At 71.0% G+C, this 19,022-nt stretch carries 19 protein-coding genes; 8 read left to right on the top strand and 11 right to left on the bottom strand.

Annotated elements, in window-relative coordinates; genetic code table 11:
• Nucleotides 1–5: 5 nt before the first annotated feature.
• The 3 genes from AADR41_RS28700 to AADR41_RS28690 all read right to left on the bottom strand — a co-directional run bounded on the left by AADR41_RS28700 (nt 6) and on the right by AADR41_RS28690 (nt 3,507).
• Nucleotides 6–1,430, bottom strand: coding sequence for a glutamate decarboxylase (locus AADR41_RS28700; protein WP_342284304.1), 1,425 nt, complete (start codon nt 1,428–1,430; stop codon nt 6–8).
• Between the two features lie 12 nt (nt 1,431–1,442).
• Nucleotides 1,443–2,066, bottom strand: coding sequence for an NAD(P)H:quinone oxidoreductase (gene wrbA / locus AADR41_RS28695; protein WP_342284303.1), 624 nt, complete (start codon nt 2,064–2,066; stop codon nt 1,443–1,445).
• Nucleotides 2,067–2,190: 124 nt separating this feature from the next.
• Entirely contained in the window at nt 2,191–3,507 is a 1,317-nt protein-coding gene (locus tag AADR41_RS28690; protein ID WP_446751121.1) for an ion channel protein, read from the bottom strand.
• A 107-nt stretch (nt 3,508–3,614) separates the two neighbouring features.
• On the opposite strand from AADR41_RS28690, the gene AADR41_RS28685 reads away from it, so the two are divergent.
• Entirely contained in the window at nt 3,615–4,373 is a 759-nt protein-coding gene (locus AADR41_RS28685) for a MerR family transcriptional regulator (RefSeq protein ID WP_342284301.1), read from the top strand.
• Between the two features lie 59 nt (nt 4,374–4,432).
• Here the strand turns inward: AADR41_RS28685 and AADR41_RS28680 are convergent, their stop codons facing one another.
• Complete coding sequence (locus AADR41_RS28680; RefSeq protein WP_342284300.1) at nt 4,433–4,798, bottom strand: YbjQ family protein; 366 nt, start codon at nt 4,796–4,798, stop codon at nt 4,433–4,435.
• 147 nt (nt 4,799–4,945) lie between these two features.
• Between AADR41_RS28680 and AADR41_RS28675 the strand changes: the two genes are divergently transcribed.
• Nucleotides 4,946–5,659 carry a DedA family protein gene (locus AADR41_RS28675; protein ID WP_342284299.1) on the top strand — a complete coding sequence of 238 codons (714 nt, stop codon included), beginning with the start codon at nt 4,946–4,948 and terminating at the stop codon, nt 5,657–5,659.
• Between the two features lie 22 nt (nt 5,660–5,681).
• Here the strand turns inward: AADR41_RS28675 and AADR41_RS28670 are convergent, their stop codons facing one another.
• On the bottom strand, nt 5,682–7,397 hold the full coding sequence (locus tag AADR41_RS28670; RefSeq protein WP_342284298.1) for a threonine/serine ThrE exporter family protein: 1,716 nt from the start codon (nt 7,395–7,397) through the stop codon (nt 5,682–5,684).
• A 217-nt stretch (nt 7,398–7,614) separates the two neighbouring features.
• Nucleotides 7,615–8,109: an inorganic diphosphatase gene (locus tag AADR41_RS28665; protein ID WP_003968257.1), complete on the bottom strand. Its 495-nt coding sequence runs from the start codon at nt 8,107–8,109 to the stop codon at nt 7,615–7,617.
• Nucleotides 8,110–8,195: 86 nt separating this feature from the next.
• Between AADR41_RS28665 and dacB the strand changes: the two genes are divergently transcribed.
• The 6 genes from dacB (at nt 8,196) to folE (ending at nt 15,820) form a co-directional block, all read left to right on the top strand.
• The gene (dacB, locus tag AADR41_RS28660) at nt 8,196–9,701 is read left to right on the top strand and encodes a D-alanyl-D-alanine carboxypeptidase/D-alanyl-D-alanine endopeptidase (protein ID WP_446751120.1); all 1,506 of its coding nucleotides are present in this window, start codon (nt 8,196–8,198) and stop codon (nt 9,699–9,701) included.
• Between the two features lie 48 nt (nt 9,702–9,749).
• Nucleotides 9,750–10,883 (top strand): zinc-dependent metalloprotease, encoded by a 1,134-nt coding sequence (locus AADR41_RS28655; RefSeq protein ID WP_342284297.1) that lies wholly within the window; start codon nt 9,750–9,752, stop codon nt 10,881–10,883.
• Between the two features lie 199 nt (nt 10,884–11,082).
• Nucleotides 11,083–12,165: a tRNA lysidine(34) synthetase TilS gene (tilS, locus tag AADR41_RS28650; RefSeq protein ID WP_342284296.1), complete on the top strand. Its 1,083-nt coding sequence runs from the start codon at nt 11,083–11,085 to the stop codon at nt 12,163–12,165.
• 100 nt (nt 12,166–12,265) lie between these two features.
• The gene (gene hpt / locus AADR41_RS28645) at nt 12,266–12,805 is read left to right on the top strand and encodes a hypoxanthine phosphoribosyltransferase (RefSeq protein WP_342284317.1); all 540 of its coding nucleotides are present in this window, start codon (nt 12,266–12,268) and stop codon (nt 12,803–12,805) included.
• Between the two features lie 227 nt (nt 12,806–13,032).
• A complete protein-coding gene (ftsH, locus tag AADR41_RS28640) occupies nt 13,033–15,063 on the top strand; it encodes an ATP-dependent zinc metalloprotease FtsH (RefSeq protein ID WP_342284295.1) in 2,031 nt (676 codons plus the stop codon).
• A 151-nt stretch (nt 15,064–15,214) separates the two neighbouring features.
• Nucleotides 15,215–15,820 carry a GTP cyclohydrolase I FolE gene (gene folE / locus AADR41_RS28635; RefSeq protein WP_342284316.1) on the top strand — a complete coding sequence of 202 codons (606 nt, stop codon included), beginning with the start codon at nt 15,215–15,217 and terminating at the stop codon, nt 15,818–15,820.
• A 43-nt stretch (nt 15,821–15,863) separates the two neighbouring features.
• On the opposite strand, the gene AADR41_RS28630 is transcribed toward folE, so the two are convergent.
• The 5 genes from AADR41_RS28630 to folP form a co-directional block, all read right to left on the bottom strand.
• Entirely contained in the window at nt 15,864–16,346 is a 483-nt protein-coding gene (locus AADR41_RS28630) for a DUF3180 domain-containing protein (protein WP_342284294.1), read from the bottom strand.
• A gap of 64 nt (nt 16,347–16,410) precedes the next feature.
• Nucleotides 16,411–17,022, bottom strand: a complete 612-nt coding sequence (folK, locus tag AADR41_RS28625; RefSeq protein WP_124719496.1) for a 2-amino-4-hydroxy-6-hydroxymethyldihydropteridine diphosphokinase — start codon at nt 17,020–17,022, stop codon at nt 16,411–16,413.
• Nucleotides 17,019–17,378, bottom strand: coding sequence for a dihydroneopterin aldolase (folB, locus tag AADR41_RS28620; protein WP_266915086.1), 360 nt, complete (start codon nt 17,376–17,378; stop codon nt 17,019–17,021). The genes folK and folB overlap by 4 nt, the downstream gene beginning before the upstream one ends.
• Nucleotides 17,379–17,579: 201 nt before the next feature.
• Nucleotides 17,580–18,062 carry a nuclear transport factor 2 family protein gene (locus AADR41_RS28615; protein WP_342284293.1) on the bottom strand — a complete coding sequence of 161 codons (483 nt, stop codon included), beginning with the start codon at nt 18,060–18,062 and terminating at the stop codon, nt 17,580–17,582.
• Nucleotides 18,059–18,919, bottom strand: a complete 861-nt coding sequence (gene folP, locus AADR41_RS28610) for a dihydropteroate synthase (RefSeq protein ID WP_446751119.1) — start codon at nt 18,917–18,919, stop codon at nt 18,059–18,061. Before folP ends, AADR41_RS28615 begins: the two co-directional genes overlap by 4 nt.
• Nucleotides 18,920–19,022 lie beyond the last annotated feature (103 nt).

Raw genomic sequence — 19,022 nt, 5'->3', positions numbered from 1 at the left:
GCGCCTCAGTGGTGGAACGAGGTGGCCGTCTCCCGGTCGTGGCTCAACGGGTGCGCCTGGCGGCGCAGATCGGGAAGGATCAGGTCCAGGTCCTCCAGCAGCAGTTCGGCGAGGTCCGAGGAGAAGCCGTTGCGGCACACCACCCGCAGCACCGCCAGGTCCTGCCGGTTGGCCGGGAAGGTGTACGCCGGTACGCGCCAGCCCTGTTCCCGCAGCCGCCGTGACACGTCGAAGACGTCGAAGGCCGTCACGTCCGGTGCGGTCGTCAGCGCGAGGACGGGCAGCTGGTCGCCCCGGGTGAGCAGCCGGAAGTCGCCGATCGCCCCGATCCGTTTCGCGAGCCCGCAGGCCACGTCCCGGGACGCCTGCTGGACGGCCCGGTAGCCCTCCCGGCCCAGCCGCAGGAAGGTGTAGTACTGCGCCACCACCTGCGCGCCCGGCCGGGAGAAGTTCAGCGCGAAGGTCGGCATGTCGCCGCCCAGGTAGTTGACCCGGAACACCAGCTCCTCGGGCAGTTCGGCGGGCGAACGCCACAGCACCCAGCCGACGCCCGGGTAGACCAGGCCGTACTTGTGCCCGGAGGTGTTGATGGAGGACACCCTCGGCTGGCGGAAGTCCCAGGACAGGTCCTCGTCCAGGAACGGCGCCACCATCGCCCCGGAGGCCCCGTCCACGTGGACGGGGATGTCCAGCCCGGTGCGTTCCTGGAGGGCGTCCAGTGCCGCGCACAGCTCCGCGATCGGCTCGTAGGAGCCGTCGAAGGTGGAGCCGAGGATGCCGACGACACCGATGGTGTTCTCGTCGCAGAGATCGGCCGCGGCCTGCGGGTCGAGATGGAAGCGGTCGCCCTCCATCGGGACCAGCCTCGGCTCGACCTCCCAGAAGTTGCAGAACTTGTCCCAGCAGACCTGCACATTGATGCCCATGACCAGGTTCGGCCGGGCGGACGCGGGATAGCGGTCGGCGTTCCTGGCCGCCCAGCGGCGCTTCAGCGCCATTCCGGCGAGCATGCAGGCCTCGCTGGAACCGGTCGTCGAACAGCCCACGACGGCCGAGGGATCGGGGGCGTTCCAGAGGTCGGCGAGCATCGCCACACAACGCCGCTCCAGCTCGGCGGTGCGCGGGTACTCGTCCTTGTCGATCATGTTCTTGTCGCGGCACTCGCCCATCAGGATCCCGGCCTGGGGCTCCATCCAGGTGGTGACGAAGGTGGCGAGGTTGAGCCGTGAGTTGCCGTCGAGCATCAGCTCGTCATGGACCAGGCCGTACGCGGTCGACGGCGGCATCGGCCCGTCGGGCAGCCGGTGCCGGGGCGGCGCCGACTCCATGCCCGCGGCCGGGTCGGCCTCCCCGTAGAAGGGGTTGAGGGCGAGCCGGCGGCGGGGGTCGGAGGGTTCGGTGCTCTGGGACGAGCCCTTGTGGAGAGGCATCGGGACAGCCCTTCAGTGCTCGGCGGCCAGGCCGTCCTTGATGGCCCGGGTGAACTTCACGACCCGCTCGGCCTGGACCCGGGCGGCGGTCAGGGTCTGCTCGCCGACCGGGATGTCGCCCTGGCCGGCGACGTGCGAGGTGCCGTACGGATTGCCGTCGGCGAACTTCGACGGGTCCGTGTAGCCGGGGGCGACCAGGATGCCGCCGAAGTGGTGGATCGTGTTGTAGAGCGCGAGCAGCGTGGATTCCTGGCCGCCGTGCGCGGTGCTGGTGGAGGTGAAGCCGCTGTAGACCTTGTCCGCGAGGCGGCCCGCCTGCCAGAGGCCGCCGAGGGTGTCGAGGAACTGCTTGAGCTGGGCGGTGACGTTGCCGAACCGGGTCGGCGATCCGAGGATCACGGCGTCCGCCCAGATCATGTCGTCGGCGGTGGCCTCGGCGATGTCGGCGGTGGCCTTCGCGTTGGCCGCCCAGGCCGGATTGGAGTCGATGGCCGCCTGCGGGGCCAGCTCGCGGGCCTTGCGCAGCCGCACCTCGGCGCCGGCCTTCTCGGCGTACTGCGCGACGGCCTTGGCGATCGTGGCGACGGTACCGGTCGACGAGTAGTAGATGACGGCGACGTTGACGGGCGTGGGCATGGCGCGAACCTCCGACGGACCTGACGGAATGAATCAGGACGAATCCATACGGTTGCGACGATACGGAAGGGCCGGGCATCCGGCGCGTCGGACGGCACTCCGGCTCGCTTCGGCGGCACCCGGCTCACTTCAGCGGCGTACCGTCCTCGTGCAGCTGCATCTGCGGCCGCCCGGTCACCAGCAGCCACACGGGCAGCGAGGCGACGCACAGCAGCGGCAGTACCGCCGCGTCGCCCACCAGCACCGCCGCGGTGAACAGGCTGAGCCAGCCCTGCCGGGTGATGGCCAGCAGCACCCCCAGTACCCCGCAGGTCACCGCCAGTGCCACCGGCACCGAGGCGACCAGGGCGTGGGCGCAGAGCCCCAGCGCGACGCCCACGAAGACGGCGGGGAAGATCCGCCCGCCCCGGAAACCGCAGCTCGCCGCGATCACCAGCGCGGCCGTCTTCACCACGGCCATGACCGCGAACTGCCCGGCCGGCCACCCGCTCGGGTCGGCGGCCAGCTCCTTCACCTCGTCGAGCCCCTTGAACAGGGTGAGACGGCCGCCCAGCGCGCCCAGCAGGCCGAGCAGCAGCCCGCCGGCGGTCAGCGCCAGGACCGGGTGCCGCAGGGCCCGGAAGCACCGGTGCGCGTACGGGAAGGCGTACACCGCCAGCAGGCCGAGCACCGCCCCGGCGAGCGCGACGACGACGGAGGAGAGCAGGTCGTCCCAGTTCGTTCGGGTGTAGGGCGGCAGCGACAGGTCGAAGCTCGGACGGGCCAGCAGGGTCATGGTGAGCGCGCCCGCGGTGCCCGCCGCGAGCGGGCCGAAGAGGCGGTCCCAGAGCGCGCCCGGTTCGGCGCGGGAGGCGAGGATCTCGGAGAGGATCAGCGCGGCGGCGACCGGGGTGCCGAAGAGCGCCCCGATGGTGCCGGCCGCGGCGAGCGAGAGCCAGAGCGCCGCCGGTGTGCCGGGCCGGAAGCGGCGGCCGAGCAGGCAGGCCAGCGCGATGTTGGCAGCCGTGATCGGATTCTCCGGACCGAGGCTGACCCCGCCCGCCAGGGTCAGGACCGTGACCAGCAGCAGCCCCGGGACCACCCCCGGCGGCAGCGGCGGATCGACCAGCCCGGTGGTCGCCGGATCGGGGCCCGCGTGACCGGGCACCGCCCGGACGAGCAGCCCGACCGCCAGCCCGCTCGCGGTGAGCATGACGACCGTCCAGAGCACGGAGTGGCGGCCGACGGAGAGCGCGTCGGGGAGCGTCTCCCAGAGCACGTCCTGAAGCCTCTCCGCGAGCAGGCTGATGCCGAGCAGGACGAGGGCGGAGAGAACCCCGACGGCCAGTGCGGGCACGATGACGGGCAGCAGCCGCCGTACGGGGGTGGGCTCGGGGGCGGATCCGGTGAGAGCGGAGGATTCGGTGGCCACCGGCTCACCATAACGGCGTAAAAGGAACATAACCCATCAAATGGCACCGAGGGTGGTGCCGATTCGGGCTTGCACCTCACGTCACGTCAGGACCGAGGCTCAGGACGTACCCGATCGCAGAAGGGAGCGGGACAGCCGTGGAGTACCCCGTGGGACAGGTCGCCGGATTCGCCGGAGTCACGGTGCGCACGCTGCACCACTACGACGGCATCGGACTGCTCTCGCCCAGCGGGCGCAGCCGGGCCGGGCACCGCCGCTACGACGACGGCGATCTCGACCGGCTCCAGCAGATCCTGTTCTACCGGGAACTCGGCTTCCCGCTCGACGAGATCGCGGTACTGCTCGACGATCCGGGAGCGGACCCGCAGGAACATCTGCGGCGCCAGCACCGACTGCTCTGCGACCGGATCGCCGAACTGAGAAGGATGGCCGACGCCGTCGAGACAGCAATGGAGGCACGGAAGATGGGCATCAACCTCACGCCCGAGGAGAAGTTCGAGGTCTTCGGGGGCAAGGACCCCGAGGAGCACGCCGAGGAGGCCGAAGCCCGCTGGGGCGGCACTGACGCCTACGCCGAGTCGCAGCGCCGGGCCGCCGGGTACACCAAGGACGACTGGAAGCGGATGCAGGCGGAGGTCGCCGAGTGGAGCGCCGCCTACACCGCGCTGATGGAGGCCGGGGAGCCGGCCACCGGTGAGCGGGCGATGGACCTGGCCGAGGCCCACCGGCTGCACATCGGCAAGTGGTTCTACGAGTGCTCCGCCGAGATGCACCTGGGGCTCGGCGGGATGTACGTGTCCGACGAGCGGTTCCGCGCGTTCTACGACTCGATGCGGCCGGGCCTGGCCGAGCACCTGCGCGACGCGATCGAGGCCAACGCGCGGCGCCTGGGGTGACCGCCACGGGGGCGGCGGCGGCCGGACGACGACCGCCCCGCCCCCGTGGCCCCGCCCGCTCAGCTCCTGCTGATCACGACCGCCGTTCCGTACGCGCACACCTCCGTGCCCACGTCGGCCGCCTCGGTCACGTCGAAGCGCATCATCAGCACCGCGTTGGCGCCCCGCGCCTTCGCCTGCTCGACGAGCCGTTCCATCGCCTGGTTGCGGGTCTGGACCAGGGTCTTGGTCAGGCCCTTCAGCTCGCCGCCGATCATGGACTTCAGTCCGGCACCGATCTGGCTGCCCAGGTGGCGGGAGCGGACCGTGAGGCCGAACACCTCCCCGATCACCCGCGTCACCTGGAAGCCCGGCACGTCGTTCGTCGTGACGACCAGGACGTCCGACCGGTCCGTCTGCCCGCCGCCGTAATCCTCAATGCCCATCGTGTGGCACCTCCTGGAGACAGCTTTGTCCCGGTTGCCCCGGTGTGCATCCCCGAGCGGGCCACTGGAACCCAGGGGCGTCATCCTGCGTTGATAGCTTTGGGCGGCCACGCAGCCGCCATCGAACGATCCAGGAGCCCCGGACCCTTGAATACGCTTGCGCTCGGCCCGAGCTGGCTGGACCCGGACTATCTGATCAACACCTTCGGACTTCCCGGCGTACTCCTCATCGTGTTCGCCGAGTCCGGACTGCTGATCGGCTTCTTCCTCCCCGGCGACTCGCTCCTGTTCACCACGGGCCTGCTGGTGACCACGAACCAGCTGAAGGCCCCGCTCTGGCTGGTCTGCCTCCTGGTGGCGCTGGCGGCGATCATCGGTGACCAGGTGGGCTATCTCTTCGGCCGCAAGGTCGGCCCCTCGCTCTTCAACCGCCCGGACTCCCGCCTCTTCAAGCAGGAGAACGTCGAGAAGGCACACGAGTTCTTCGAGAAGTACGGCCCGAAGTCGCTGATCCTGGCCCGCTTCGTGCCCGTGGTGCGCACGTTCACCCCGATCATCGCCGGTGTGAGCCGGATGAACTACCGCTCGTTCATCGTGTTCAACATCATCGGCGGAGTGCTCTGGGGCGTCGGTGTCACGCTGCTCGGCTCGGCCCTCGGCAAGATCGACTTCGTCCACGAGAACATCGAGGCGATGCTCATCCTGATCGTGCTCATCTCGGTGGTGCCGATCGGGATCGAGTTCCTGCGGGCCCGCTCCAAGTCGAAGAAGGAAGCGGCGTCCGGCGGCGGCGAGGGCCAGGGCCCGTCCGCCGGGGGCAGCCCGTCCCCGGGCCAGCGCGGCCGGCACGCCAAGCGCTGACGTACGTCCCGCCCGCCGGGCCTCAGAAGCCGCGCGTCCGCTTGGCCGCGCGGCGGTTGGCCCCGCCGACCGCACCCGGCACCCGCATGAACAGCCGGGAGATCTCGCTCCCCAGGTTCACCCCGATCGCGATGGCCAGGGCCGTGGCTACCGCCGTCGACAGCGAGGCGAGCCCGGTGTTCACCCTCCCCTGCGCCACGGCCAGCAGACCGAAGTACGTGGCCGAACCGGGCAGCAGCGGACCGATCGCCGCCGTGATGAACGGCAGCGACGAGGTGTACCGGTAGCGCGAGAACAGCTGCCCGAACAGACCCACCAGACCGGCCGCCGTCGCCGTCGCCGCCACCGGCGAGATATTGCCGGTACGGGCCATCGCCCCGTAGATCACCCAGGCCACACCGCCGTTGAGGGTCACCGCCAGCACCGTGGACCGGTCCTGCTGGAGCAGGATCGCGAAGGCGAGACAGAGCGCCATCGACGCCAGGATCTGCACCACCGGCCGGTCGTGCGGGACGAATCTTGCCTCGGGGTTCAGCTGGGCGCCCAGCTGGAGCCCCAGGTACAGCACCAGCAGCACACCGACGACGATGCCGATGAACAGGTACATCACTTCCAGCAGCCGAGCCGCCGCGGTGATGTAGTAGCCGGTCAGCCCGTCCTGCACCCCCGCCACCAGCGCCCGCCCCGGCAGCAGCGCGAACAGCCCACCGGTGATCACCGCCGACGGCCGCACGTCCGACCAGTGGGTGAGGGTCAGCGCCACACCCATCGCGGCGGGCGGCATCGCCGCCACCACGAACTGGTAGAACTCCGGCAGCCCCCGGCCCGCGAAGAGCCAGGCCAGCCGGTCGCCGAGCATCGCGCCGACCGCCGCCACCACGAACACCAGCGGACCACCGCCGACCAGCACCGACGCCGCTCCCGCGAGGCCGCCGCCGGCCAGCGTCAGCGCCCAGCCGGAGTACGGGTGACGGTTGCGCCGGATCTCCGCCAGCCGCCGGTAGGCCTCCTCCAGCGAGACCTCGACCTCCTCGGAGGTGATGTCGTCGATCAGCCGGAAGACGGCCGCCAGCCGGGTGTAGTCGGTGCCGCGCCGGCGTACGGTACGGCTCGCCGTCACCGGGTCGTCGACCAGCGACGGCTGGTGCGAGATCGACAGCAGGGTGAAGGTGACCGTGGGCTCGCTGCGGTCCAGGCCGTAGCTGCGGGTCACCGCGAACATGGCCGCCTCGACGTCCTCGGCACCCTCGCCGCCCGCCAGCAGCAACTCCCCGATACGCAGCGTCAGGTCGAGCACGCGCGGCACCGCGGGCCCCGCCTCGTCGGCCTTCTGCACCGGCTCGGACACAGGGCGCTCGGCCACCGGCATCCGCAGCATCGTGCGCATCCGGTCCTGCCAGGGGGCCTCCTTGGTCAGCCGGATCATCGGGCTGCCGTGGGCCGGGGTGAAGGCGGGCGGCGAGTGCTGGGCGCTGTAGGTGCTCGGCGGGGCGAAGGCCGAACCGATCGTGTCCGAACCCGAACCCGGGCCCGGCCCCGAAGCGGAACCCGAAGCGGAACCCGTTCCCGGCCCCTGGGACTCGGCCGCCAGACCGGACGGAACGGCGAACTCCGAGGTCGGGTGGTCGTCGTCGGGCGCGGACGCGCGCCGGTCCACCCCGGCCGGCGGGACGAAGGCACTGCGCGCCTCGTCGGACTGGGGCTTCTGGTCCTCCGGACCGCCCTGCTCCGCCACCACTCGACCTCGCTCCTCCTCGACTGCGCACCGTCGGCCGCACCTGTGCCCAGTATGGCCACGGGAGGGGGCACGGACGCCAGGAGGGCGGCACACGGACCCGGGTCAGGACACGCGGAACGGGCGGCACTCCACAGAAGGAGTACCGCCCGCTCCGGCACGGAACCGCAAACGGAACCGTGTCACGTACCTCGGCCGGAAACCGGCCGCGACCCTGGGGTCAGTGCGCGCCGCCCTGCGCCTCAAGACGCTTGTAGGAGGCCTCGATCTCGGCCTCGGCCTCGGCGCGGCCGACCCAGTCGGCGCCCTCGACGGACTTGCCGGGCTCCAGGTCCTTGTAGACCTCGAAGAAATGCTGGATCTCCAGGCGGTCGAACTCCGACACGTGGTGGATGTCGCGCAGGTGCTCCACCCGGGGGTCGGAGGCCGGCACGCACAGCAGCTTGTCGTCGCCGCCGGCCTCGTCCGTCATCCGGAACATGCCGATGGCACGGCACTTGATGAGGCAGCCGGGGAAGGTCGGCTCGTCCAGGATGACCAGCGCGTCCAGCGGGTCGCCGTCCTCGCCGAGGGTGTTCTCGACGAAGCCGTAGTCCGCCGGGTAGCTGGTCGAGGTGAAGAGTCGACGGTCCAGGCGGATCCGACCGGTCTCGTGGTCCACCTCGTACTTGTTCCGCGAACCCTTCGGGATCTCGATGGTGACGTCGAACTCCACGGGTGGCTCCTCCATGATCAACACATACGACTGGTGATTAAGTGTCCCCCACGCAGATGTGTGCTCGCGAAAGGGGCTGGTCAACGGTGGACGAGCCGGTGAAAAGACCGTCGGTCAACCCGCTGGACAAGCTGAGCAGGCTCGCCCGTCGGGCCGGCATGATCAGGTCGAGGGGACTGAACGACCGGCAGTTCACCGCCGTCTCCGCCGGCCTGGGCCTGGCGCTCGCAGCCGGCGTCGTCCTTGCCGCCGGCCCATGGGACTCGGGTCAGCGTAAGGCCGAGAGGGACTGGGCCGCCGCCCGGAGCGGCACAGGTGGCGCACATCACGAATCCGCCGCCCCGTTCGGACCGGAGCCCGCACCCAGCGCCCCGGCCGTCCTGGCCGCCCTCTCCGCCGCCGCCGACAATTCCGCCCCGGACAGCCGCACCACTTCGAACAGCGCAGCCGCCGCCCTCCGCGACGCCCTCGGCCCCCTGCTGAAGGACCCCGCGCTGGGCGAGCGGCACGCCGCCGTCGTCATCGACACCGCCAGCGGCGAGCGGCTGTACGGCCAGGGCGCCGGCACACCCATGACACCCGCCTCCACCGTCAAGATCGCCACCGCGGTCGCCGCCCTGACCGCCCTCGGCCCCGACCACCGCATCGCCACCACCGTCCGGGCGTCCCCCGACTTCCGCCACCTCACCCTGGTCGGCGGCGGCGACCCCGTCCTCGACCGGGCCGCCCTGCGCGGGCTGGCCACCGACACCGCCCGCGCGCTGAAGGACCACGGAGTCGAGAAGGCCCGCCTCGGCTACGACACCACCCGCTACTCCGGCCCGTCCCGGCACCCGATCGGCCCCAACGAGAACATCGCACCCGTCAGCGCCCTGATGACCGACGAGGGCAGGCTCGACGACACCACCAGCGGACCCGCCCCGCGCAGCGGCGACCCGGCCGGGGACACCGCCCGTACCTTCGCGCAGCTCCTCCGCGACGCCGGGATCGACACCTCGGCGGAGCCGAAGCCCGGCCGCCCGGCCAGCGGTTCCCGCAAGGTCGCCGAACACCGCTCCGTACCGCTCTCCGCCCTGGTCGAACGGGCCCTGACCAACAGCGACAACGACATCGCCGAGGCACTCGCCAGGCAGACCGCGCTCGCCGCCGGCGAACCGGCCGACTTCGCGGGCGGCCGACGCGCCGTCACCGCACAGCTCAGGAAGCTCCACCTGCCGCTGACCGGAGCGGACTTCGCCGACGGCAGCGGACTCGACCGCAAGGACAAGGTCACCGCCGGACTGCTGGCGGGCCTCCTCGCCCGAGCGGCCGACCCGGACCACCCCGAACTGCGCCCGGTCCTCACCGGCCTCCCGGTGGCCGGTTTCAGCGGCACGCTCAGCGACCGCTTCACCGGGAAGTCCGGGGGCACCGGCCTGATCCGCGCCAAGACCGGCACCCTCACCGGCGTGAACACCCTCGCGGGAACAGTCGTCGACCGGCAGGGCAGGCTGCTCGCCTTCGCCTTCCTGGCATCCGGCACGACCTCCCCGTCCGAGGCCCAGACCGCGCTCGACACCCTCGCCACCACGCTCGCCTCCCGTACCGGCTGAGCGGTCAACACCGCACCGCGGACGGACCCGAGCACGTACGGTTGACGCATGACGAGCATCGGTGGTGCCGAGATGGTCGACTGGAATCTCGCGGTCGCGACCGCGACCCGACTTGTGCGGCCGGGGCCGGAGATCAGCCGCGAGGAGGCCCGCGAGGTCGTCGCGGAGCTGCGCCGGCATGCCAAGGCCGCGGAGGAGCACGTCCGTTCCTTCACCCGGATGATCCCGGAGGGGACCGAACCGGAGGACACCCCGGTCCTGGTCGTGGACCGGGCCGGCTGGATCAAGGCCAATGTCGCGGGCTTCCGTGAACTGCTGCGCCCACTGCTCGGGAAGATGCAGGACCGGCGCGCGGGCGGCCCCGGCGGCGCCGTGCTCGGCGCGGTCGGCGGCAAGGTCACCGGCGTCGAGGTCGGGATGCTGCTGTCGTTCCTGGCCTCCCGGGTGCTCGGCCAGTACGAGACGTTCGCCCCGGCCACCCGCGAGCTCCCCGCCTCGGCCGACGGCGGCGGCCGGCTGCTGCTCGTCGCCCCGAACATCGTGCACGTCGAACGCGAACTGGAGGTCGACCCGCACGACTTCCGGCTCTGGGTCGCGCTCCACGAGGAGACCCACCGCACCCAGTTCACCGCGGTGCCCTGGCTCCGCGACCATCTGCAGGGCGAGATCCAGACATTCCTCGAAGAGACCGACGTCGACCCGATGACCGTGCTGGAACGGCTCCGCGAGGCCGCTCAGTCCCTCGCCGGGGGGCGCCCCGAGGGCGAGGAGGGCGAGGACGGCGGCCGCAGCCTGGTCGAACTCGTCCAGACGCCCGCCCAGCGCGAGATCCTCGGCCGGCTCACCGCCGTGATGTCCCTGCTCGAAGGCCACGCCGACTACGTGATGGACGGCGTCGGCCCCGAGGTGGTCTCCTCCGTCGGAGAGATCCGGGAGAAGTTCCAGCAACGCAGGGCACGCGGCGCGGGCCGGCTCGACCAGGCGCTGCGCAAGCTCCTCGGCCTCGACGCCAAACTGCGCCAGTACCGCGACGGCGAACGGTTCGTCCGCGCCGTGGTCGACGAGGTCGGCATGGACGGCTTCAACCGCGTCTGGACCTCGCCGAACACCCTGCCCACCAAGGCGGAGATCGCCAGGCCTGCCGACTGGATCGCGAGGGTGCACCGTAAGGCAGAGTCGTGATCATGGCCGCTCCGACGGCGGACGACAGGATGAGAACGCGCCGGTAATCACCCATCCGAGGGACCGTAGGGGCATGGGAAGGCGTGCAATGCTCGATGGACGGCTTGCCTCTGTCACCATCGACGCACTCTGAGTGACGGCAGATCTCCGGTCCGCCACTTCGAGGGCACCTCACCGAACTCCACGAAGGGCACCGGACATGGGTCCCCATCCTGCGGTCGCGGCGATACGCCTGGCGGTCCGCCGCGTACTCCACGACGTACTCACCGATCACACCCGAAGCGCCGACCTCACCCGGCGCACCCCGCACCCCGAGCTCGCCGAAGCCGGTGCGGGCAGGCAGCGCGCCGCACTCCCCGAACGCCCCGACACCCCGCTGGTGCTGGTGGCCTGCTCCGGCGGCGCCGACTCCATGGCCCTCGCCTCCGCCCTCGCCTTCGAGGCCCCCAAGCTCTCCGTCCGGGCCGGCGGGATCACCGTCGACCACGGCCTCCAGGACGGCTCCGACACCCGGGCCGCCGAGGTCGTGGACCGCCTCACCGCGATGCACCTCGACCCGGTCGAGTCCGTCGCCGTGCGGGTCGGCCACGACGGCGGCCCCGAGGCCGCGGCCCGGGACGCCCGCTACGCCGCCCTGGACGCGGCGGCCGAGCGGCACGGCGCCGCCGCCGTCCTGCTCGGGCACACCCGCGACGACCAGGCGGAGACGGTGCTGCTCGGCCTCGCCCGCGGCTCCGGCATCCGCTCGCTCTCCGGCATGGCCGCCGCGTCCGGACCGGCCGGCCGCTACCGCCGGCCCTTCCTCCAGCTCGACCGGCAGACCGCCCGCAAGGCCTGCCTCGTCCAGTCGCTGCCCGTCTGGGACGACCCGCACAACATCGACCCCGCCTACACCCGCTCCCGGCTGCGCCACGAGGGCCTGCCCGCCCTGGAGAAGGCGCTGGGCAAAGGGGTCGTCGAGGCCCTCGCCCGCACCGCGCAGCTCTCCCGCGACGACGCCGACGCGCTGGACACCTGGGCCGCCCAGGCCGACCGCGCCGCGCGGGACGACGCGGGCCGCCTGGAGTGCGCCAAGCTGTACGCGCTGCCGCCCGCCGTACGCCGCCGGGTCCTGCGCCGGGCCGCCATGGAGGCCGGTTCCCCGGCCGGTTCGCTCTTCGCCCGGCACATCGAGGAAGTCGACCGTCTGATCACCGGCTGGCGCGGCCAGCGGGCCATCAACCTGCCCGGTCGGGTCGAAGCCATGCGGCAGGGTGGCAGACTGGTCATTCGGCAGAGCTGAAGCACAGACGGCCGACACGCAGGCGAGCGGCCGCGCAGGTGCGGGGGCAACACCCCGGACCCGGCAGGCAGAGAAAGAGACGCGGGTGAACGAGAAGGACATGGGCACCGACCTTCAGTCGGTGCTCCTCACCAAGGAAGAGATCGACGCGAAGCTCGTCGAGCTGGCCGCGAAGATCGACGCGGAGTACGCGGGCAAGGACCTGCTCATCGTCGGCGTCCTCAAGGGCGCAGTGATGGTGATGGCGGACCTGGCGCGCGCGCTGTCCACCCCCGTCACCATGGACTGGATGGCCGTCTCGTCGTACGGCGCCGGCACCCAGTCCTCCGGAGTGGTCCGGATCCTCAAGGACCTGGACACCGACATCAAGGGCAAGCACGTCCTGATCGTCGAGGACATCATCGACTCGGGGCTGACCCTGTCGTGGCTGATGTCGAACCTCGGCTCGCGGGAGCCCGTGTCCCTGGAGATCTGCACCCTGCTGCGCAAGCCGGACGCGGCCAAGGTCGCGCTCGACTGCAAGTGGGTCGGTTTCGACATCCCCAACGAATTCGTCGTCGGTTACGGCCTCGACTACGCCGAGAAGTACCGCAACCTCCCCTTCGTCGGCACGCTCGCCCCGCACGTCTACGGGGGCTGACCTCCGCACGGAGCCCTTCGCCCGGCACCGGCGGTGCCCGGACCGACCGGAACCGACGGCGGGAACCTTTCACGGGGCTCCCGCCGTTGAGCCTCCGAAGGCGGGTTTTGACAGACGTCCCCGGCAGTCGCGGGTGACAATGCTGGGGTACCGTCCGAAGAACAGTCTTTTCTCACAGCAGCATTTACCTACGGGCAGGAGGGACGGGGCGGCTTCGCCCCGTATGGATGGACGTGAAGCGATACTTCCGTGGGCCGGTCATGTGGATCGTGCTGGCCGTCCTCGCCGTGGTCGTGTTGATGACAGTCGTCGGCTCGTCGGGCGGCTACAAATCGGTGGACACCGGCAAGGTGATCCAGGCGATCAGCAAGGACCAGGTGGCGCAGGCCAAGCTGACCACCGGTGACGATCAGATCATCAAGATCGAGTTGAAGAAGGGCCAGAAGCTCTCGGGCGAGTCCGGCACCAAGTTCCAGGCGAGCTACATCGGCAACCAGGGTGTCCAGCTCGCGGACACGCTGCAGCAGAAGTTCGAGAGCGGCAAGATCGACGAGGGCTACACGGTCTCGCCGTCCAAGCAGTCCCCGTTCATCTCGATCCTCCTCTCGCTGCTGCCGTTCGTCCTGATCGTGGTCGTCTTCCTGTTCCTGATGAATCAGATGCAGGGCGGCGGCTCCCGGGTCATGCAGTTCGGGAAGTCCAAGGCCAAGCTGATCACCAAGGACACCCCGAAGACGACGTTCGCCGATGTGGCGGGGTCGGACGAGGCCGTCGAGGAGCTCCAGGAGATCAAGGAGTTCCTCCAGGAGCCGGCGAAGTTCCAGGCCGTCGGCGCCAAGATCCCCAAGGGCGTCCTGCTGTACGGGCCTCCCGGTACGGGCAAGACCCTGCTCGCACGCGCCGTCGCCGGCGAGGCGGGCGTCCCGTTCTACTCGATCTCCGGTTCCGACTTCGTCGAGATGTTCGTCGGTGTCGGCGCCAGCCGCGTCCGTGACCTCTTCGAGCAGGCCAAGGCGAACGCCCCGGCGATCGTCTTCGTCGACGAGATCGACGCCGTCGGCCGGCACCGCGGTGCCGGAATGGGCGGCGGGCACGACGAGCGCGAGCAGACGCTGAACCAGCTGCTCGTCGAGATGGACGGCTTCGACGTGAAGGGCGGCGTCATCCTGATCGCCGCCACGAACCGGCCGGACATCCTCGACCCGGCGCTGCTGCGCCCGGGCCGTTTCGACCGGCAGATCGCGGTCGACCGGCCGGACATGCAGGGCCGCCTGGAGATCCTCAAGGTGCACCAGAAGGGCAAGCCGGTCGCGAAGGACGTCGATCTCGGCGCCGTCGCCCGCCGTACGCCCGGCTTCACCGGTGCCGACCTGTCGAACGTGCTGAACGAAGCGGCGCTCCTCACGGCGCGCGCCGATCTGAAGCTGATCGACAACAAGATGCTCGACGAGGCCATCGACCGCGTCGTGGCGGGCCCGCAGAAGCGGACCCGGATCATGTCCGAGAAGGAGAAGAAGATCACCGCGTACCACGAGGGCGGACACGCCCTGGTCGCGGCGGCTTCCCCCCAGGCGGACCCGGTCCACAAGATCACGATCCTCTCCCGCGGCCGCGCCCTCGGTTACACGATGGTGCTCCCGGAGGAGGACAAGTACTCCACGACGCGCAACGAGATGCTCGACCAGCTGGCCTACATGCTGGGCGGGCGCGCGGCCGAGGAGCTGGTCTTCCACGACCCGACCACCGGCGCCGCCAACGACATCGAGAAGGCCACCGCAACGGCCCGCGCGATGGTCACGCAGTACGGCATGACGGAGCGGCTCGGCGCGATCAAGTTCGGCGGCGACAACACCGAGCCCTTCGTGGGCCGGGAGATGGGCCACCAGCGCGACTACTCGGAAGAGGTCGCGGCCCTCGTCGACGAGGAGGTCAAGAAGCTCATCGAGACCGCCCACAACGACGCGTGGGAGATCCTCGTCGAGAACCGCGACGTCCTGGACAACCTGGTGCTCCAGCTCCTTGAGAAGGAGACGCTCGGCAAGGAGGAGATCGCCGAGATCTTCGCCCCGATCGTGAAGCGCCCGGCCCGTCCGGCGTGGACCGGCTCGGCCCGGCGTACGCCTTCGACGCGTCCGCCGGTGCTCTCGCCGAAGGAGCTCGCCCTCACCAACGGCGCCACCACGGCGAACGGTTCGGCCGTCCCCACGGACACCGTCCCGGCCACCGAGGTCGTCCCGGAGGACCGGCCCGAGAGCTGATCCCGTTCCCCGGTGTGGCCCCTTTCACGGGGATCGCACCGGGCCCGGAATGGAAGCCGCGCCCCCACAGGTTCTAGCCTGTGGGGGCGCGGCTTTTTCGTACGTCCGTGCGGAGGCATGGCGCGTGACAGCTCAGAGGAACGAGGCACAGATGACCGACCCGGTGACGCTGGACGGCCAGGGTTCGATCGGCGAGTTCGACGAGAAGAGGGCCGAGGCCGCCGTACGCGAACTCCTCATCGCGGTGGGCGAGGACCCGGACCGCGAGGGACTGCGCGAGACGCCGGGCCGGGTGGCGCGGGCGTACAAGGAGATATTCGCGGGCCTCCACCAGCAGCCCGAGGACGTCCTGACGACCACGTTCGACCTCGGCCACGACGAGATGGTGCTGGTCAAGGACATCGAGGTCTTCAGTACCTGTGAACACCATCTGGTGCCGTTCAGGGGCGTCGCGCACGTCGGGTACATCCCGGCGACCAGCGGCAAGATCACCGGTCTTTCCAAGCTGGCCCGGCTGGTCGATGTCTACGCCCGGCGTCCGCAGGTCCAGGAGCGCCTCACCACGCAGGTCGCCGAGTCCCTGATGGAGATCCTGGAGCCGCGCGGGGTCATCGTCGTCGTCGAGTGCGAGCACATGTGCATGTCGATGCGCGGTATCCGCAAGCCTGGGGCGAAGACGCTGACCTCGGCGGTGCGCGGCCAGCTCCGCGACCCGGCGACGCGTGCCGAGGCCATGAGCCTGATCATGGCGCGCTGACCGGACCACCGGGGCGCAGTCGCACCGCAGGAGCTCGGGGGCCCTACGCGGCCGCCGAGCTCCGGTCGTTGTCCTCGTCGTCCGGGAGCCTGCAGATGCGTTCCAGCCAGAGGGCCGCGGCGACCACCGCGATGCCTGCCAGCACGGCGAAGCCCGCGTAGATCGCCTGGTCGCGGCGGGCCGGGATGTCGAGGGAGCCGAGCAGGAAGACGCCGGTGCCGCCGTACATTCCGGAGACCAGGGAGACGACCAGGGCGCTGGCCTGGCCGAAGACGACCGCGCGTGCCGCCATCAGTGGCTCGATGCCCTTGGCTCCCGGCCGGCGCTCGCGCTGGGCGCGCAGCCGGGAACGGATCGAGAGTGCCGTCGCCAGCAGGATGACGGCGATCACCGCGAGCACGATCGGAGCGGCGAGGGGGACGCTCGGCAGGCTGCCCAGCGAGTCCCAGAGGCGGGCACCGCCCCAGGAGAGCACCCCGGCAGCGGCGAAGAGGCCGGCCAGTACCCCGAGCCTGAGTTGCTTCACCGAGTGATCCGCCCTTCGCCGCCGGTGATCCGTTTCCGTCGAGCCTAACGACTGAGACTAACGACTACTCGGGCAGGCGGAGTTCCAGATCGGCGCGGGGCAGCACGCCGTCGCGGCCGACTCCGGCCAGCAGCTCCGCGACGGGGCCGGCGCCGGGCAGCTGGGCCTCGGGGTCGACGTCGTGCCACGGGGCGAGGACGAAGGCCCGCTCACGGGCCCTGGGGTGGGGGAGGGTGAGCACCGGGTCGTCGGAGACGACGTCCGCGTACGCCACGATGTCGACGTCGATGGTGCGCGGGCCCCAGCGCTCCTCGCGGACCCGGTCGAAGGCCTCCTCGATGGCCTGGCCGCGCTCCAGCAGGGAGGACGGGGGAAGCGTCGTCTTCACGACGATCACCGCGTTGAAGTACGAGGGCTGGGAGCCGGGGGCGACGCCCCAGGGCTCCGTCTCGTACACCGGGGAGACCGCCTTGACCCGCAGGCCGGGGGTGTCCTCCAGGGCGTCGATGGCGCCCTGGAGGGTCTCCAGGCGGTTGCCGAGGTTGGAGCCCAGGGAGATCACGGCGCGCTTGGGGTTGGAGAGGGTGACGTCTGCCGCGTCCACCTGCTCGACCACGGAGGCGGGCACCGGCTGGACGGTCGGGTCGCTCTGCCCTTCGGTGGAAAACGCAGTCATACTCGGCTCCGGGTGATGGTGATGGTCACATCGTCGAAGGGGACGGTGATCGGCGCGTCCGGCTTGTGCACCACGACCTCCACCTCCTCGACTCCTTCGTGCTTGAGGCACTGCTGGGCGATGCGCTCCGCGAGCGTTTCGATCAGGTCCACCGGGTCGCCCTGAACCACTTCGACGACCTCCTCCGCGACCACGCCGTAGTGCACGGTCTTCGTCAGGTCGTCGGCGGCTGCCGCGGGGCGGGTGTCCAGGCCGAGCACCAGGTCCACGATGAAGGTCTGGCCCTCTTCCCGTTCCTTGGGGAAGACGCCATGGTGCCCACGGGCCTTGAGGCCGCGCAGCGCGACACGATCCACGTGAATCACTCCTGCTGTCGTTGGTCGTAGAGACACGGGGCCGCGTGCGGACGGCGAGGTGCTCTCTTTCGAATCTACCTGCGAGCACCGACAGTGCTCGCCCGCGGGGGCCACGGACACGGCCCCACGGGACTGGTAGCCGCGTATACCCCCACTGCCCCGTTCCAACCCCTTTCGGGGCCCGGCTGTCCGACAGGCAGGTCAGGAGGGGGTCTCTTCGTCCTCTTCCTCACCGGTTTCGGTCAGTACGGGTGAGCCGTGATGGGACCAGAGCTTCCAGCCGTCGGGTGTGCGCCGGAACACATTGGTGGCCACGACGAGTTGGCCGACCAGCGGTCCGAGCGCGTTGCCGTCCTCCGCGGGGCCGCCGCTGAGGATGTTCTCCGTGCAGGTCACCAGGGCCGTGTCGCCGGTCATCGAGATCCCGACGTCGGTCAGGAAGAACTGGATGTACTCGGTGTTCGCCATGATCAGCGCGTAGCTGCGCAGCACCTCGCCGCGGCCGGTCAGCACCGGCCAGCCCGGGTGTACGCAGGAGACGGTGAGGTCCTCGCCCGGCAGCCAGAGCCCGGAGAGCTCCTCGAAGTCGCCGCGCTCCATCGCCTCGTAGAAGGCGGTGTTGGCCTGCTCGACGGCCGCGATGTCGGCGGCCGCCTCCGCGTGCTCGTCGCGGGGCCCGCTCACGCGGCTCCCTCGACGGCGCGGGCGACCCGCACGGCGTCGGCCGTGGCCCGTACCTCGTGGACCCGGACGGCCCAGGCGCCGGCGTGGGCGGAGAGCGCGGAGATCGCCGCGGTGGCGGCGTCGCGTTCGCGGGCCGGCGGCGGGGCGGCGCCGTCGCCGGCCAGCACGTGGCCGAGGAAGCGCTTGCGGGAGGCGGCGACCAGCAGCGGGCGGCCCAGGGCGCGCAGCTCGTCGAGGTGGGCGACCAGGGAGAGGTCGTGGGCGGCGTCCTTGGCGAAGCCGAGCCCGGGGTCGATCACGATCCGTTCCGGGGCGATGCCGCCGGTGACCACGGCGTCCATGCGTTCGCGCAGCTCCCGGGCGACCTCGGCGACGACGTCCCCGTACACCGCCCGGCTGTTCATGGACTCGCTGAAGCCGCGCCAGTGCATCACGACGAACGGGGTGCCGGCCGCGGCGACGACCCGGACCATGTCGGGGTCGGCGAGGCCGCCGCTCACGTCGTTGACCAGGGCCGCTCCGGCCGCGACCGCCTGCTCGGCGACCCGGGCCCGCATGGTGTCCACGGAGACCGTGACCCCTTCGGAGGCCAGGCCCTGAACCACCGGGACCACGCGCCGCAGCTCCTCCGAGGCGTCCACCCGGCTGGCGCCGGGGCGGGTCGACTCGCCGCCCACGTCGATCAGGTCGGCGCCCTGGGCCACCAGGTCGAGGCCGTGTTTGACCGCGGCCGTGGTGTCGAACCAGCGGCCTCCGTCGGAGAAGGAGTCCGGGGTCACGTTCACGACACCCATGACCGCGCAGCGGTCCCACTCCGGAAGGCCCTGGACCGTGCCTCGTCCACGCAACGTACTCATGCGACCAGCGTAGGCCCCGTACGGAGCGGAGCTACGCCGCGCGCGCGTGGTGCTCCCGGCCGGGCGCCACGGTGTGGGTGCAGGGGGGGGGCCGGGAGCACCA

The sequence above is a fragment of the Streptomyces sp. CLV115 genome (assembly GCF_038448545.1).
Classification (GTDB): Bacteria; Actinomycetota; Actinomycetes; order Streptomycetales; family Streptomycetaceae; genus Streptomyces; species Streptomyces sanglieri.
Note: the sequence above shows the minus strand (reverse complement) of the source record. Positions and strands in the feature narration are given on the sequence as shown.

Excerpts from the sequence above, each read along its gene's own strand:
- wrbA (WP_342284303.1), bottom strand. The coding sequence starts at position 2,066 with ATGCCCACGCCCGTCAACGTCGCCGTCATCTACTACTCGTCGACCGGT.
- AADR41_RS28700 (WP_342284304.1), bottom strand. The coding sequence starts at position 1,430 with ATGCCTCTCCACAAGGGCTCGTCCCAGAGCACCGAACCCTCCGACCCC.
- ftsH (WP_342284295.1), top strand. The coding sequence starts at position 13,033 with ATGGACGTGAAGCGATACTTCCGTGGGCCGGTCATGTGGATCGTGCTG.
- folP (WP_446751119.1), bottom strand. The coding sequence starts at position 18,919 with ATGAGTACGTTGCGTGGACGAGGCACGGTCCAGGGCCTTCCGGAGTGG.
- hpt (WP_342284317.1), top strand. The coding sequence starts at position 12,266 with ATGGGCACCGACCTTCAGTCGGTGCTCCTCACCAAGGAAGAGATCGAC.
- AADR41_RS28655 (WP_342284297.1), top strand. The coding sequence starts at position 9,750 with ATGACGAGCATCGGTGGTGCCGAGATGGTCGACTGGAATCTCGCGGTC.
- folK (WP_124719496.1), bottom strand. The coding sequence starts at position 17,022 with ATGACTGCGTTTTCCACCGAAGGGCAGAGCGACCCGACCGTCCAGCCG.
- AADR41_RS28690 (WP_446751121.1), bottom strand. The coding sequence starts at position 3,507 with ATGTTCCTTTTACGCCGTTATGGTGAGCCGGTGGCCACCGAATCCTCC.
- AADR41_RS28680 (WP_342284300.1), bottom strand. The coding sequence starts at position 4,798 with ATGGGCATTGAGGATTACGGCGGCGGGCAGACGGACCGGTCGGACGTC.
- tilS (WP_342284296.1), top strand. The coding sequence starts at position 11,083 with ATGGGTCCCCATCCTGCGGTCGCGGCGATACGCCTGGCGGTCCGCCGC.
- folE (WP_342284316.1), top strand. The coding sequence starts at position 15,215 with ATGACCGACCCGGTGACGCTGGACGGCCAGGGTTCGATCGGCGAGTTC.